Origin of the sequence: Bacteroides sp. AM23-12 (genome assembly GCF_003434395.1) — a bacterium.
GTDB lineage: Bacteria > Bacteroidota > Bacteroidia > Bacteroidales > Bacteroidaceae > Bacteroides > Bacteroides thetaiotaomicron.
Map to the genome: position 1 here is coordinate 67,804 of NZ_QTLF01000007.1, position 15,676 is coordinate 83,479.

Below are 15,676 nucleotides of genomic sequence, written 5' to 3' on the forward strand. Positions count from 1 at the left end.
TTTCAATATGGATACGAGTAAGATTGTTGGAGAGAAAATTAAAGCGCTCCGGGAAGATAAATCAATAAGTATAGAGGAATTGGCACAGCGTTCGGGTTTGGCTATCGAGCAGATCGAACGAATTGAAAATAACATCGATATACCGTCTCTTGCACCGCTGATTAAAATAGCGCGTGTGCTGGGGGGACGTCTGGGCACTTTCCTGGATGATCAGGATGAAATCGGGCCTGTGGTATGCCGTAAAAAAGAGGCTAAAGATGCCATCAGCTTTTCCAATAATGCGATTCATTCACGCAAGCACATGGAATATCATTCATTGTCTAAATCGAAAGCGGATCGTCACATGGAGCCGTTTATCATTGACGTGATGCCGACAGAGGACAGCGACTTTGTGCTTTCTTCGCATGAAGGAGAAGAGTTTATCATGGTTATGGAAGGGGTTATGGAAATCAGCTATGGTAAGAATACCTATTTGCTGGAAGAAGGTGATAGTATTTACTATGACTCCATCGTTCCTCATCATGTACATGCTTACGAAGGGCAGGCTGCTAAAATATTGGCTGTAGTCTACACTCCGATTTAATAAAATCTGATACCAAATATTAAGAATAATCGCATGCAATTATTTGAACGTACTCTTGGGCAATGGCTGGAACATTGGGCTGAAGAGACTCCCGATAAGGAATATATCGTTTATTCCGACCGTAATCTTCGTTTTACATGGAGCCAGCTAAACCAGCGTGTGGATGATATGGCGAAAGGACTGATCGCTGTTGGTGTGGAACGTGGTACTCATGTCGGTATTTGGGCGGCGAACGTGCCCGATTGGCTGACATTGCTGTATGCTTGTGCCAAGATTGGTGCGGTATACGTCACGGTGAATACGAATTATAAGCAGGCCGAGCTGGAGTATCTTTGCCAGAATTCCGATATGCATACACTTTGTATCGTCAATGGTGAAAAGGACAGTGATTTTGTGCAAATGACGTATACGATGCTTCCTGAACTGAAAACCTGCGAACGCGGTCATTTGAAGAGTGAACGCTTTCCGTATATGAAGAATGTGATATACGTCGGTCAGGAGAAACATCGGGGAATGTATAATACTGCGGAAATCTTGCTGCTAGGGAATAATGTGGAAGATGATCGCCTGACTGAACTTAAAAGTAAAGTGGACTGTCATGATGTGGTAAATATGCAATATACATCAGGAACTACCGGTTTCCCGAAAGGAGTGATGCTGACTCATTATAATATTGCCAACAACGGTTTTCTGACCGGCGAACACATGAAGTTTACGGCGGATGACAAACTCTGTTGTTGTGTGCCGCTATTCCATTGTTTTGGAGTGGTGTTGGCTACGATGAACTGTCTGACTCATGGGTGTACACAGGTGATGGTAGAGCGGTTTGATCCGTTGGTCGTGTTGGCTTCCATTCATAAAGAACGCTGTACGGCTCTTTACGGAGTGCCTACGATGTTTATTGCCGAGTTGCATCATCCGATGTTCGACTTGTTTGATATGTCTTGTCTGCGTACCGGTATAATGGCAGGTTCGTTGTGTCCGGTTGAACTGATGAAACAGGTAGAAGAAAAGATGTACATGAAGGTTACCAGTGTATACGGACTGACTGAAGCCGCTCCCGGTATGACCGCTACCCGCATCGATGATTCGTTTGATGTACGTTGTAATACGGTAGGACGCGACTTTGAATTTACAGAAGTCAGAGTGATTGATCCTGAAACCGGCGAAGAATGTCCGGTAGGCGTACAAGGCGAAATGTGCAATCGTGGATATAATACGATGAAAGGGTATTATAAGAATCCGGAAGCTACGGCTGAAGTGATTGATAAAGATAACTTCCTGCATTCGGGCGACTTAGGCATTAAAGATGAGGACGGAAATTACCGGATCACAGGACGTATCAAGGATATGATTATTCGTGGTGGTGAAAATATCTATCCACGTGAAATCGAAGAATTCCTTTATAAACTTGATGGAGTAAAGGATGTTCAGGTAGCAGGGATTCCCTCTAAGAAATATGGTGAAGCGGTTGGTGCTTTTATCATCTTGCAGGAAGGGGTGAAAATGCATGAATCGGACGTTCGTGACTTCTGTAAGAATAAGATTTCCCGTTATAAGATACCGAAATATGTCTTCTTTGTGAAGGAGTTTCCGATGACAGGCAGTGGTAAAATTCAGAAATTCAGACTGAAAGATCTTGGATTGCAGCTTTGTAAGGAGCAGGGGATAGAAATTATTTAAATAAAGAATTAAAAAAGAAGAATGAAGAATTAGCTGCGCTGTATGCTGCATAGCAATTCTTCATTCTTCTTTTTTAGTTCTTCATTCTTAAATGAAATCGTCTCCCAGTTGCATCTGGGCATCATTCACGTATTTGCGGATAGAATGTTCTTCGTCTTTACGGCAGATTAGCAGGACATTGTCCGATTCGGCTATCAGATAGCCTTCCAAGCCATCGATCACGGCGAGCTTTCCTTTGGGGAGTACGATCATATTATCTTTTCCATTATAGATCAAAGAATGACTTTTTAAGGTCACATTGCCTTCCCGGTCTCTTTCTGATAAGTCGTAGAGTGATCCCCATGTGCCCAGGTCAGACCAACCAAAATCGCCTAAAGATACATATACATTGTCCGCTTTTTCCATGATACCGAAGTCAATGGATACATTGGGACATGCGGGAAAGTTTTCTTCAATGAATGCTTTCTCTTTATCTGTAGCATAGATGTTTTTTCCCGGTGCCAGTTTGGATACTAATTCGGGAAGCAGGATTTCTGCAGCTTTAATAATGGTATTGACGTTCCACATAAATAATCCGGAGTTCCAGTAGAATTCACCGCTTTCTACGAATACTTTGGCTAATTCCAGTTCCGGTTTTTCGGTGAATGTCTTTACTTTGTAGAAGCCATCACTGGTTGGTTCGTCAATTTGTATATAGCCATATCCGGTCTCAGGACGGTTGGGCTTGATGCCTAGTGTCAGTAACTTTTCAGAGTGAGAAACGAATTCCAGTCCTTTAATGATTGCCGCACGGAATTCTTCTTCTTTCAAAATCAGATGATCTGAGGGAGCAACGACGATATTCGCATTCGGGTTTAAAGCGCGGATGTGATAGGCAGCCCATGCGATGCATGGAGCGGTATTTCTTCTTGCGGGTTCCAATAAAATCTGTTTCTCATCCAATTCGGGAAGTTGTTCCTTCACCAGATCGGCGTACATTGCATTGGTGACAATAAGAATATTTTCGGTTGGGATTACCTTTTGAAAGCGGTCGAAGGTCTGTTGTAGGAGTGAACGACCGGTTCCGAAGAAGTCAAGAAATTGTTTGGGCAATGTTTTGCGGCTAAACGGCCAGAAGCGGCTACCGATACCACCACCCATAATCACGCAATAATTATCCATGTTTGTCATGATAGTGACTCTATTTTTAAATGTTTTTGCTAATGTACGGTTTATTCTCTAAATACAGAAGCCTTTGGGACATGTTTTATTATTTTTTGCTCCTTTTTTTTCTCAAACTATTGTGGAATCAAAATATTGTCGTATCTTTGCACCGCAATTGAGAAATCAAGCATGCCCAGATGGCGGAATCGGTAGACGCGCTGGTCTCAAACACCAGTGGATTCACTTCCATCCCGGTTCGACCCCGGGTCTGGGTACCACGAAAAGCTAAGAATTGAGCAATCAATTACTTAGCTTTTTTGTTATAGGGTATTTCTTTCTAATGTGCACTACCAGAAGGTTTTCGATATTTTCTATAGACTGTGTTATTTGCAGCAAAAATACTAAAAAGGTGCAATTCACTTTTACGATGAATTGCACCTTTTCTTATCTCTCAGTATCATTTATCCCTTGCCTACCTTTATCCAGGTTGCTTTCTTCCATAGCCATTCTAATGGACCCTGGCGATGTGAACGAAGCCACCAGTTACAAAAAAAGTATTGTAAAAAGAATACGCTTACACCAATAAGGATACACGCTGTAATGCCTGTATGCAGATAAAGTCCTAATCCCCAGTTGTAAAACAAGAATCCTCCGATTAAAGATTGTGACAGGTAGTTGGTCAAGCTCATGCGTCCATAAGGTGCAAATTTATGAAGAACATTCTTAAGGGTTGTCAGGTAATAAACCAGTATGATACCTGCAAACATGATTCCTGTAAATGCAATATTTGACAGTGACTTGCATAGAAGGACAGAAGGTACAAGTAGTGCTTCGCGACTTATAAAGTCGGGGAGTATATTTATCAAACCATAAATGGGGAAAAAGGCGGTAACGGCTATGATGAATACTTTAATCCAGATTTTTATATTCTTTTCTGAATAGAGAAACGCGTTGCTACGCCCAATTATCATACCTACCATAAACAGACCGGCGGTTTGAGTAACTCTTCCGTGTAATAGCATCCAACCCATGTTGGCAACATTACCCGTCCATATGGCAGTTTTGCACATTTCGAGGAAAGAATCTTCTTTCTGAGCTGTATTGACTAACTCCCAGTATGGAGCATCAAGATCAGCATTAATAACATAGTCGGGGTTGATAAGTGCATAAATTATTTGTCCCAATTCAATAGGTTGAAGTAGAAGAATGACTGCTATGATCGTGACTGTTCGGGTAGAGAGTCGGCAGACTGCGATCAGTACATAACCAAGCAAGGCGTAGAGTACCAATATTTCACCCGGAAATAAAGCCGAATTAATACAAGCTATAAAAAGAAGTAATACTAACCGCCAGGCAAACCGCCCACGAAAATCTTTCCCTTTAAGTTTTTGTGAATTGTCTTGAATAAAAAAACTAAATCCAAAAAGCAATGCAAAGATGCAGTATGCCTTACCGGAAAAGGTGAAAAATACACTATCCCAAATTACCCTATCCGTAAATATCAGAAAGTTACAGGTCTCTTCCGGAAAGCTATTGAGGCTAAACCGTTCGATAAAATGGATAAGTGTAATTCCCATTACAGCGAACCCACGTAGCACATCAGCTATTTCTATACGATTATTATGGGGCAATGTGTTAGATAAATGCATGCTTTTTAGAATTTAAAATGTTAACGTACTTTTTCAGATGCAAATTTAACGCAGCCCTTTTATAGTTTTGGAAAAATACTGTTCAATAAAGAACAAAATATGACTTTTGTGTGCTTTGTATGATTGATGATGCTGTTTGTCTTTTATAGTTAGCTTGTTGATAACTTCCTGAATATTAATGTAAATAATGAAATAAAATGCTATGTTGGTCTTATTAAATAGAAACAACTTGTACTGAATACATTTCTAATGAAAGGTATACATGCTATTGTTTTGTTTAATTTGTGAGGGGTTAGTCCAAATTTAATTTTGTAGTGTGGGTTAATAAAGTATAACTGTTCATTGACGATTTGATAATCAGTCTGTTTTACTACTCTTCGAAACATTTCTATTGTACATCGGGTGTATTTGATAGTTAATAACTCTTTGACTGTACTTTCTTGTTCGCTGAATAATTCCAATATCCATTTATACAAAATACGAGGTAGTAAATGTATAAATGGCATATGAGAGATAATCTTACTTCTTGCAATCTGCTGATGTCCGCCGAATGGCATTTGCCAGGCTGGAAAAGCAATGAAGATCATTCCGTTAGGCGATAGATATTTTTTTAAGTTGCGCAGAAATTGCTCCTTGTTGTCGATATGTTCTATTACATCATGTATGAGAATAAGCGGGAAATGTTTCTGTAAATCTTCTAATAAGAAGATATCAGAAGCGATGAAAGTTCCTTTTTGCCTTTTAGTGATGAAGAAGTTTTGTGCCTGTTCAATTCGGGATGCGGCAATATCAATTCCAATGACATCACAACCTAGCTCGGCAAAGGGAAGCAGATTCCCTCCTTCGCCACACCCTACTTCCAATACTTTGTTTGGCAGATTTCCAGTATATTCTTTAATATAAGGAATATAATAATTTCTCGTAGTCTGAGCTTGTTCCTCAAAATAACGTTCACGGTTTGTATGTCGTTTCTGCATCAGATTTGTCTATTGTTTCTAACTGTTCTATAGTTATGATAAACTATCAGCCGGAAGACTGCATGGCAGAATGATTTTTTTACCAAGAGAAACGAATGCCTACAGGAACAGAGAACGTAACCGGATGTTCTTTTCGGATTGTGCGCAATGAACTTCCATCGGGAATATAGTAATTAATGGTTGGCTCTATATAGATGCTGGTGTGAGGTGTAAAGTGGTATTGTACACCTGTACTCGCATTGATTGACCATTGCAAAGGTACATCTAATGACTGGTAACCCAAATTAATGGGGACACTATCTGTGACATGAGAAGTATGCAGAGTTCCTTTTATCGGGATTTCCATTTGTAAACCGGCTGTTGAGTAAAATGAGAATTGTTTATAATTCCCAAAACGGTAGGAAATACGGAGAGGAATACCTATGTAATGGAGCTTCTGGGTTTCCTGAATCCGATATTCCTTTCCTGTGGTGAACTCTGATTTTAAATGAATATATTGTAATCCGGTTTCTATACTCCAGTGGTTATTCAACTTTTTGTTCAATGCTAGTCCGATAGTGATGGGGTTATCATGGTGTTGATGTTCTATAATTCTTCCACTGTTGTTCTTGGCAATTGTCATTAGCGTAAGCGAGTCTCCTAAGGTTCCTTCCTGATTGCGGGTGTTTAAATAGTCATAATATTCTTCCCAAGTATTGACTTGCTGGGGGAGACCGCTTTCCAAACCGTCAGAGTGTGGTGTTGTCATCAACTTGTATAGGTTTTGTGCCAGTTGTGGTCCGACTGACCCTGCCAACATCATTTTCCATTTCCCTATTTTCTTTTTGGGGAGTGAAGTGAATTCTTGGCTTGAATATGAGAATGTAATAATTTTCTCTGCATGCTCCCATATAAAAGATGGTTTGGCAACAGGCTGTTTCTCTACTGAGTCTTTTATTTCAGAAGTGGTAGATAATCCTGTTGCACTTGTGTCTAATGCTAACCGGGGGAGGTTTGCTAAAGTAGTATTAAAAGGGGGGGCTTCTTTGTAGTGAGAGATATGTCCGGAAGAGGTAATGCTCTCATTTTCTTCTTTCTTATCTAATTTCACTTTCCGAATGACATTGTTAGACCAATGATTATCTTTAGTCTCTTTTCTTTTCCAGTATAGATAGTCGTGTATCGTTGGGAAAAAAAATAAAATCACTAGTATAAGAATCAGCCTGTAATCAGAAATCATCTTTTTAAGTAAGACTTTTGCCCTGAATAATTGAGAAGAGGAGGAGTGGGGAGCTATATTCAACAGTTTACCTATTTCCTTGTGAGATAATCCCTCCAATACAACTAACTTGAAGATTTTGCTGTATCCTTCTGGCAATTTCTCTACCATTTCTGTTATTTTATCATAAGGAATAGAATCAGATGATAGCGAATTGTCAATAGGCTCCTCGTTTTCAGGGATATCAGATAAGGGAATTGCAGAGTTTGTACTCTTTTGGTTGAGATACCTTAATGAAATATTCTTCATAATTATTCCCATCCAGCTTTCCAGTTTTTCGGGGGTACGTAATGTCTCAATCGAAGTGAAAATGACAATGAATCCGTCGTGTAGGAGATCTTGTGCGATTTGTTTATCAGGTATATAATGAAGGCATATTCTCATCATCTTTTTCGAATAGGTTTTATAAAGTAGACTTAATGCCTGCTCATTCCCTTTTTTACATAAATCTACAAGTTCTTTTATATCCATGTGCGTGTATTATTTTAATATGATGAATAGAAACCGAAAAGACTGCATGCTTTTTCGGTTTTTAACATCTTGTTTTTTGGGGATATGAAGAAACTTTTTGTTGATAAATTGAACTTGAATCCATAAAACTTTGACGAACTTTCAATTATTATGCAATCTTTGTGCTCTATACATTTTTTATTTCCCGACAAACTGCTAACTTTATCATCATTATTATAATGACATGTGAATAGTCGGTTGTACCATTATTTAAATCTCGTTTATGGGTAAATACAAATTTATAGAAGAAAGAGTGGAAACAATGTCTTCGTCGGAGCTTAAGATATTCTTGAATATACTGAAGAGCAGATCTAAGGAACTGATGTCAACTCTGGAGTCAGTAAGGGAAATAAAAGATTTGGAGGCTGTTTGTAAATCAACTCAGAAACTAAACAATCGTGTTTCTGAGTTTGACGGAGGATCTTTTCTTATATTAGTGGTTGGACCCGTGAAATCGGGAAAATCTACTTTAGTAAATCTCATAGCACATGCTCACGTCAGCCCCACTCATTTCTTGGAGTGTACGGTGCGTCCGTCCATTATTTCAAAAGGACAGGAGGAATCCATTACCCGTATTTTTTCTGTTGCTGATAAAGCCAGAAAGGTAGAACAGTTTGATTCGGTTATTGATAGCCTGCGCGGATTTGAAAAACTGGAAAACATTTCCGAGATAAGCATTGAAAAGAAAGAATTGAATGATACTAATCTGGAGGAGTGTGTTTCGTTAGCTTTGGAAGAAAGCGTGATAAATACAGATCATACGCTGGTGACATCCATAACAACTTCCGGTGGGGAGCTTTTGAAAGATAATATATTTCTGGTGGATATGCCCGGGCTGGATGGCGGGTATGCGAATTTGGATAATCCTATTTATGAAACGATCTCTCAAAGGGCAGATTTCGTGATATTTGTGCAAAGTTCAAATTCTGCTATATCGAAGGTTTCCAATCGTTTTCTGAAGTTGCTGCAGGAGAATAATCCGAAAGTTCCGGTTTGTCTTCTACATAATGTGTTTGAAGCGGCTTACTGGCATTCGGAAGAGGAGAAGCAGGCTGTAATTAAGGCACAGGTAGAATTTGCCGAGAATGAAATGGGCAGACGTAACTTCCAGTTGAAGGAGAATATATATAGTTTGAACTTGGGAAAAGTGGCGGATGCTGCCAGCTATGAGGGAATGGAGGATCTTCAGGAAGAAGCTGCGAAATTTCAGAGATTTGAGAAGGATTTGTATGGCAAGGTGATCTCCAATAGTACTGATATACGTCTGAGAAGCGTAATCGGAAGAACGCTGAATCAGTTGGAAAAACTGGATAATTTAGTTGGAGAATCAATTGGTCAACAGGAAGCAATCGATATAGAATATCAGGCTGCGGCAACTTCGTTTGACGAGTTACTCCGTCAGGCGAGTGAACTTAGTTACGATGGGAGCGATTTTAGAAAAATGGTGCAAGTCTATATTGATGATGATTTGAAAGAGTTTACTGAAATCGTTAGGGAGTATTATGATTCCGGATGTAATTCCGCATTTGCCGGTGGAGCGAAGGGGAAAGATGCGACACGCAGCCTTGTTACAAAGTTTATGACTGATTCGTCAGCGGCGATAAAAAGTAAATTCCTTGATTCCCATGAACATAGCCTGGCCCGGCAGTATTTGCGGAAACTCTCTAACTTGAAAGATGATGTGGCTTTTATAGAGAAGATGAATACTTTTCTGAAGCAAAAAGGTTGTGTACCTTTTGACTCAGTGCCACAAGTGACAGACTTTCCGGCGGTCGATTTTGATTTGCAGGGAGCTTTTGATGTGAAGAATATTAATAATCCGACTGTTCCGCATATCGGAATACCCAATCCGTTCGGGACTTATTCGACAATGGAAATTCAGAGTTTCCTGAGAAAAGCGATGGAATGTATCACTGGAATCGATCATACGCATACCGGAAAAACGATCAAAGGATATCTTCAGCTGACTGTCGGTAAGAGTATATATAAGGCGGCTAATGACCTTTACGATCAGTATGTGCCTGTACGCAAACAAAGTATCATTGATTTTTTGGAACAACAAAAAACAATGTATCTGAATGCGCTGGTGTCTGATAAAGAAGAATTTGACAGGAAGGATGCGTTGCTTCGGTCAATAAATGCACAAGTTCAGAGTTTTAAGGATTCAATAAGATAAGAATAAGCCAATGAAACGAAATTTATTAATTATCACACTCCTGTTTTTGGGCTCTTTTGTGATTTTATTGTTGGGTAACATCATTATTATTGGTGAGAAAATAGCCTCCTTATCGCAGGTTGCGTGGGCAGAGTATGCTTTTTACACCTTGATTCTGGTTGTATTTTATGCCGTCGTTATACATCCGGTCGTTCGGGTGCATCGTGCTCCGCAGTTTCCGGCTTTGTCTATTGATGGGGAGTGGAATACTGCACAACTTGTTGCGTTTGGACATAAACTGGCGGATAACTGCAATTATATACCTAAAGATAAGTCCTGTCCCGAGTTGAGAAAACTGCATCAGCAAAGATTGCGTGAAGATTTGGAACGCTATGCAACGAGTAAGGAAGAACTGGTGCAAATCATAAGCAAAGAGTTGAAATTGCGCATTGAAGGGGGAGAACTGAAAGAAACTTCAGGTCCGCGTATAGAGGATATGTATTCGGTTCGTATCATCGGTATCAATCGTCGTATTATAGAATGGGCAAAATCTGTCTTTATGATTACGGCTATTTCGCAGAATGGAAAGCTGGACACGGTATCCGTGCTTTATATGAATTATAAAATGATAGAGGATGTGATTGTTGCTTCCGGCTTCCGACCTACAAGGCAACAGTTGTTCCGGCAGTATGTCAATATTCTGGTTACTTCATTAATGACTTTCGTCGCATCGGAGGTCTTTAGAGATATGGGTTCGGTTGCCCCCTTCGGTTCATTGGCAGACCAGTCTTCGGATGCAGCGTCCGATATCGACGTTTCCGATGCTGCCGCCGATGGTGCCGATGTGGATGTGGATTTGGACGACATAGGAGATACAGTTTCAGGAGATACCGGCTTTTTGAGCATTCTGTCTAACGTGAAAATTCCGGGAGTAGTCATCGGTTCGATATGCGATGGCATCGTGAATTCGCTGATGACTTTACGTATCGGTTACGTGACGCGTAACTATCTGATAGATGGAATGAATTCGTTAAATGGAATCAAAGCTAAAAGAAAAGCCAAGCGTGCAGCCGTGAAAGAGGCACTGAAATCTTTGCCCAAAGTTGTCGTAGTCGGTACTTCTTTCGTGGGAAAGGGGGCTATGAACATTATTCTGAATATTATTGGCGGGAAGAAAGTGAAGGAAACTAATGAAGCGAATGTGGCTGACTAAAAGGTCGATTCTATCTCCAATCTCCTCTTCCCGAAGGAGGAGGCTTGAGGTGCTACCGCCCTTTTAGCCAGCCTCCCCCGTATTCATTTATCTTCTTCCCGGCTTTATCCGAACAACTTTATAGAAATTGCCACGTTTGGTATGCACGCAAGGCACTTTATTCTTTTGTAGGATTCTTCCGAATTCAACAATACTGCAGACAGATACACGAATCTTGCTGTCATGTTGTACTTGCTCCAGTATTTCGATGGCAAGAAGTTGCTCATATTCCTCTTCTTCCTCTTTTGCAGCCCGGAAATATTCATGGAATAATTGCTCTGCAACTGGCATGACTTGAAATTCCTGATTGTTTTCAGTGATGATTTTTTCGTCTTCCGTATCGAACCAGTATCGTTCTCCTTTGTACAAATCATGTATGGCTTGTGTATAAAGTTGTTCATAATCAATAGGAGAGCAATCAATCGGTCCTGTCACATTGATGACAATATAGCGTCGGCTGCCGGAAGTATCGGTCAGCAAATCTTTATGATTACTGGTTCCGATGAAAGAAGCGTACCGACGCATCTCTTGAGTAGCTGTACCGCGTGGTCGTCGGATGTTGACAATCGGTTTTTGGAGAATATGTTTCAGAAATGCCTGTTGATTTGCCTTGTTCTGATCAAATTCGTCCATATTGATAAGCAGGAAACGATTGAGAGACAACTCTGCATCCCGTTTGTTACTGAAATCAATTCGGTCGGTATAGTATGCCTGCAATTCGGGTGGAATCAGACTCCGGCAAAAAGTAGATTTTCTGTATGCCTGCGGACCGACAAGTAGCGGAACTGTGCAGTTTGCATATTTCCGGTCTATCTGCCGCCAATGTGCCACCATATTCAGGAACCAACGATAAAACAAATCGGGCCAGTGAGGATTGTTGCAAGGTATCCGGGATGCCAGTTCACGTATTCGGTCGTGTCCGTCCCAGTGAATATCCAATCCGAAAAGGAAGTCTTCGACAGGATTGAAAACCGGGACGCGATCCGAATCTAGATAGCGGATTACATCCCTGTCCCAAAGATTGAGTCCTTCCAGTCTTGCATTCATGGCAATGCTGTTCCGGATGCGGCTGCTTAAAGGACGAAAACAGAAGCAAAACGTATTTCGTTCCCGATACTCCGTTACCGTCGTCATTGTATTGTATCGGAACTCGTACCGTCGCTGCATAAATTCCCCTGTTCGGAATTCCAGTTCCTGCTCTGCTGTCAAGGAAGATTTCTTTCCGAAGCCTTTCTCACTTGTATATACATTCTGTACCGTTTGGCGAACGAGGTATTCCTTCCTTTGGGTATAGAAATGAGCGATTGCCCAGCGAGCGGTTTCTTCCTCCGGTATACCTGCCTGAAAGCAATTCCTGGCTACTTGAACCAGTAAAGGCTTCAAATCCTCATTAGAGCGAGTGTGCACACGCGGCTGAAGTTCGCTTAATGATCGGTATGCTTTATTCAGAGCTGCTTCGAAGAGTGCCGAGAGCGTATCGAAACTGTCGTATCCCGGTATCAGTCGTTTGAATGGGGATGTTTCTGCCTGCACTGTTTCCTTGTAAGTCGTATCTGAAGGCATTTCCAGTGGCTGGCGCATATAAATGATGGTAGAATCGGGGTTGTAATAAAGTTCCGGATCATACGTTTGCCGACAGAATTGTTCCGGTGTCGGATTTTTCAGTTCAATGGGGTAGGAGAGTGCAGGCTGATAGAGGCTGAACGCTTTTCGGTACGCATGTGCCTGAAAGATCTCAGCTTCTTCCCGCTTCTGAGGGAGTGATTGGTCCGGACGTGTGAATCTTATCCATATTTTTACGGAATGCCCGCCGGAGCCCATGAAGGCAAGGAAAGTTTGTGAAAGTTCTGCCGCTTCCTGCTTCACCCGGTTCACTTCTGCGCGGTTTGCCAGATGGTTTATTTCTATTTGGATGATTCCGTTGTATCCGGTCATCTGTATTCCATTGACCGTTTTCCGGAAAGTTGCTGCCGGGATTACTTTGGCTAGTTTCTTGGCTTCGTCCAGCCTGTAGTCCGGTGATGCGTAACGTATGCTCGTGCGTAGATTAGTAACCGGCTGGGCTTTCGTTTCATGCTTCATCGCCTCTATTTGTAGGTTTATATCTAACGTCCGCATGGTTGTTGCCCCATCGTTATCCCGCATCAAAGTAATTTTCATGATAAATTTGTTATTGTTTATGTCGTTCTTATAAAAGCGTGGTAAAGGTATGTTTTATTGTTTACCTCTCCAAATATATAGGTTATATTCTTTATATGAGGTTGTTGTCTGCTACTTCTAGTGTCATCTATTAATAGTAAAGTTCTACTCTTCCTTTAGCAAAGTTCCTTTCTTCTAATAGATAAGTTGTTTTTGACTAGGAGCAATCTATAAATGCAACTTTCGTTTATAAAAATAAAAGCTTTGATTTTATAAATGAAGCTTTCATTTATAAAAACAGAACCTGCATTTATAGTTTACTTCTGATAAAGAGGAAGTTTGTTGTTAGAGGAACGGAAGTTTATGTCTAATAGACTGGAACTTACCTACTAATACTTTTGGAGACAAGTAATATAGGACTGGTGTGAAATGATACGATGTGAGGTGAAAGATGCGGTGAAAGATGAAAGATGAGGTGAAAGATAGAAAAGGGATCTTTCACCAGTTAAAAGTACTATGAATAAGTGGATTAGTGGATGTTGGTGAAAGATGAAAGATTAAAAAGCAATTTTTGATATATATGATAGTCTTGTTGTAGAAAGATTGAAAATAAAAAAACACTGCAATAAACATGTTTATCGAAGTAATAATCTTGCTTTTTGCCTGTTTAGACACAAATATACCTTTTTGTACTTTTTTTCTATAACATAAATCCCTACATTTGAAAATCTGTAACGATATAGTGGATGGAAAATAAAGAAAGATATTTGTCCTAGTCCCCTAAAATCGCCAAATTTTAAGATTGCGCTAGGACAAATCTTAGCAGCATGGTATATCGTTTTCGTTAAAAGTAACTATCGATTATCGTGCTGCTTTTTTATTTTATTTAGATAAATGGCGAATTTATTTGCATAATTCTTTTTTCCCTTTATCTTTGCAGATGATGAGTCTAAAGTGACTTATCTTTTATTAAAATGAAATATTAGTTATTGAGCGTAAGCTAATTCCGGTTCCCTGAAATCGCCAATTTTAAGAACTGCCAGGATGAAGTAAAACGATCGTAACTGCTATTATTATAACCTGTATATCTAAGGGCTTTTTCCATTTTGTAAGAAGTGGAAGAAGTACTATGACTCTTCTTATAATTTTAGGAGCGTAGACGAATTTGTTCATTTGTGCAGTGGGTGTTTGGCGATACCTGGGGACGGATGGCGATTGGGTCTACGCTTTTCTTATATCTAGACCCTTCCGCAAAAATGCAATACGTCAATACTTTTGAATGGAAGAGTACTAAGATGTATATGAAAGACAAATACGACAAACTTTCGGATCAGGAGATTATTTCTTTGGTCGTTGAGAAAGGTAATGAGGAAGTGCTTACTTTCTTATTATATGAAAAATATTATAATCGATTTTGCTTTCTGGCATATCGGTATTACAGGACTTTGTATTATCTGGATGATCTTATAGATGAATTGTATATACATTTAAAAGGTGATGATAGAGGATGGAAAGTATTGAGATCTTTTCAATTTAAATCTAAATTAGAAACTTGGACTTGTAGGGTTGCTTCAAATTTATTTCAAGAAAAACGTGCTGAATTGATAGGTTTTCAAGAGAAAACCGTCAGTATAAATGTGTCGGATATGAAAGACGTCATGGATTTGCCGGAATCGGAGCCTGATTATGATCCGTTGGATGCAGTACTATTGCTTGAAGCTATCTCTTGTTTAGAGGATGAAGATGACAGATTTATTCTGTTGAAAGAGTTGGAAGGATATTCTCCTAAAGAGCTATCTCAGATGTTGGCTGAGAAATGGAGAAAGAGAGGGCAGATAAAAATACGAAAAGTACCAAATACATCTGATGGTAGTGTAAAAGAAGTAATTCCTACTGTAGGGTATATATACACAAGAAAGTCGCGCGTCTTGAAAGAAGTTTCAACTATTATGAATGAATTGAAAAAAGAATGTTTATGAAACTAAGTGATGAATTGATTGCTCGTTATGTGGAGGGAAAAACGACGTTAGAAGAACGGCGTGAAGTGAGACGGTATTTATGTCTGCATCCAGAGGAAATGGAGAATATTTTGTTTTTGATGGATGATGATGCAAATGATTACCTTGGTGAATGGAGTAAAGAGGCTGAAAAGTCTTCAACTGAAATTGATGTGTCGTTTTCTGATATTTCATTATCTGCTGCTGCATTTGCACCAAAACAAAACATGAATCAACCTTCTGATGTGGATCGAATAGAGGCTATGCAAGGTAGTCGGTTTGTTCAAAGTCGATTGAAACAAATGTTAAGGGAAATAAACAATCACTAGA

11 protein-coding genes and 1 tRNA gene are annotated in these 15,676 nt (G+C 39.9%); 7 read left to right on the forward strand and 5 right to left on the reverse strand.

All coding sequences use genetic code 11. The features are described 5' to 3' along the window. Positions 1-7: 7 nt before the first annotated feature. Positions 8-583, forward strand: coding sequence for a helix-turn-helix domain-containing protein (locus tag DW640_RS09175; RefSeq protein ID WP_117577894.1), 576 nt, complete (start codon positions 8-10; stop codon positions 581-583). A 33-nt stretch (positions 584-616) separates the two neighbouring features. Next, on the forward strand, positions 617-2,266 hold the full coding sequence (locus DW640_RS09180; RefSeq protein WP_048693374.1) for an AMP-binding protein: 1,650 nt from the start codon (positions 617-619) through the stop codon (positions 2,264-2,266). 87 nt (positions 2,267-2,353) lie between these two features. On the opposite strand, the gene DW640_RS09185 is transcribed toward DW640_RS09180, so the two are convergent. After that, complete coding sequence (locus DW640_RS09185; RefSeq protein ID WP_117577896.1) at positions 2,354-3,436, reverse strand: mannose-1-phosphate guanylyltransferase; 1,083 nt, start codon at positions 3,434-3,436, stop codon at positions 2,354-2,356. A gap of 164 nt (positions 3,437-3,600) precedes the next feature. Here DW640_RS09185 and DW640_RS09190 point away from each other — a divergent pair. After that, positions 3,601-3,687 (forward strand) — tRNA-Leu (locus tag DW640_RS09190). 183 nt (positions 3,688-3,870) lie between these two features. On the opposite strand, the gene DW640_RS09195 is transcribed toward DW640_RS09190, so the two are convergent. From DW640_RS09195 to DW640_RS09205, 3 genes are all read right to left on the reverse strand, one after another. Further along, positions 3,871-5,058 (reverse strand): DUF418 domain-containing protein, encoded by a 1,188-nt coding sequence (locus tag DW640_RS09195; protein WP_117577898.1) that lies wholly within the window; start codon positions 5,056-5,058, stop codon positions 3,871-3,873. A gap of 200 nt (positions 5,059-5,258) precedes the next feature. Further along, positions 5,259-6,035, reverse strand: coding sequence for a bifunctional 2-polyprenyl-6-hydroxyphenol methylase/3-demethylubiquinol 3-O-methyltransferase UbiG (locus tag DW640_RS09200; RefSeq protein WP_117577900.1), 777 nt, complete (start codon positions 6,033-6,035; stop codon positions 5,259-5,261). Between the two features lie 79 nt (positions 6,036-6,114). Next, positions 6,115-7,764, reverse strand: coding sequence for a sigma-70 family RNA polymerase sigma factor (locus tag DW640_RS09205; RefSeq protein WP_117577901.1), 1,650 nt, complete (start codon positions 7,762-7,764; stop codon positions 6,115-6,117). Positions 7,765-8,026: 262 nt separating this feature from the next. Between DW640_RS09205 and DW640_RS09210 the strand changes: the two genes are divergently transcribed. Further along, complete coding sequence (locus tag DW640_RS09210) at positions 8,027-9,979, forward strand: dynamin family protein (RefSeq protein WP_117577903.1); 1,953 nt, start codon at positions 8,027-8,029, stop codon at positions 9,977-9,979. 10 nt (positions 9,980-9,989) lie between these two features. Continuing rightward, positions 9,990-11,171 (forward strand): hypothetical protein, encoded by a 1,182-nt coding sequence (locus DW640_RS09215; RefSeq protein WP_117577905.1) that lies wholly within the window; start codon positions 9,990-9,992, stop codon positions 11,169-11,171. Between the two features lie 87 nt (positions 11,172-11,258). On the opposite strand, the gene DW640_RS09220 is transcribed toward DW640_RS09215, so the two are convergent. Next, positions 11,259-13,370 carry a BT4734/BF3469 family protein gene (locus DW640_RS09220; protein WP_117577907.1) on the reverse strand — a complete coding sequence of 704 codons (2,112 nt, stop codon included), beginning with the start codon at positions 13,368-13,370 and terminating at the stop codon, positions 11,259-11,261. A 1,280-nt stretch (positions 13,371-14,650) separates the two neighbouring features. On the opposite strand from DW640_RS09220, the gene DW640_RS09225 reads away from it, so the two are divergent. Next, entirely contained in the window at positions 14,651-15,328 is a 678-nt protein-coding gene (locus tag DW640_RS09225; protein ID WP_147326377.1) for an RNA polymerase sigma factor, read from the forward strand. Further along, positions 15,325-15,675, forward strand: coding sequence for a hypothetical protein (locus DW640_RS09230; protein ID WP_147326378.1), 351 nt, complete (start codon positions 15,325-15,327; stop codon positions 15,673-15,675). Before DW640_RS09225 ends, DW640_RS09230 begins: the two co-directional genes overlap by 4 nt. Position 15,676: the final 1 nt, after the last annotated feature.

What these genes read in the sequence shown, in the direction of transcription:
- DW640_RS09210 (WP_117577903.1), top strand. Translation starts at nt 8,027, where the DNA reads ATGGGTAAATACAAATTTATAGAAGAAAGAGTGGAAACAATGTCTTCG.
- DW640_RS09200 (WP_117577900.1), bottom strand. Translation starts at nt 6,035, where the DNA reads ATGCAGAAACGACATACAAACCGTGAACGTTATTTTGAGGAACAAGCT.
- DW640_RS09180 (WP_048693374.1), top strand. Translation starts at nt 617, where the DNA reads ATGCAATTATTTGAACGTACTCTTGGGCAATGGCTGGAACATTGGGCT.
- DW640_RS09175 (WP_117577894.1), top strand. Translation starts at nt 8, where the DNA reads ATGGATACGAGTAAGATTGTTGGAGAGAAAATTAAAGCGCTCCGGGAA.
- DW640_RS09205 (WP_117577901.1), bottom strand. Translation starts at nt 7,764, where the DNA reads ATGGATATAAAAGAACTTGTAGATTTATGTAAAAAAGGGAATGAGCAG.
- DW640_RS09215 (WP_117577905.1), top strand. Translation starts at nt 9,990, where the DNA reads ATGAAACGAAATTTATTAATTATCACACTCCTGTTTTTGGGCTCTTTT.
- DW640_RS09225 (WP_147326377.1), top strand. Translation starts at nt 14,651, where the DNA reads ATGAAAGACAAATACGACAAACTTTCGGATCAGGAGATTATTTCTTTG.
- DW640_RS09230 (WP_147326378.1), top strand. Translation starts at nt 15,325, where the DNA reads ATGAAACTAAGTGATGAATTGATTGCTCGTTATGTGGAGGGAAAAACG.
- DW640_RS09195 (WP_117577898.1), bottom strand. Translation starts at nt 5,058, where the DNA reads ATGCATTTATCTAACACATTGCCCCATAATAATCGTATAGAAATAGCT.
- DW640_RS09185 (WP_117577896.1), bottom strand. Translation starts at nt 3,436, where the DNA reads ATGACAAACATGGATAATTATTGCGTGATTATGGGTGGTGGTATCGGT.
- DW640_RS09220 (WP_117577907.1), bottom strand. Translation starts at nt 13,370, where the DNA reads ATGAAAATTACTTTGATGCGGGATAACGATGGGGCAACAACCATGCGG.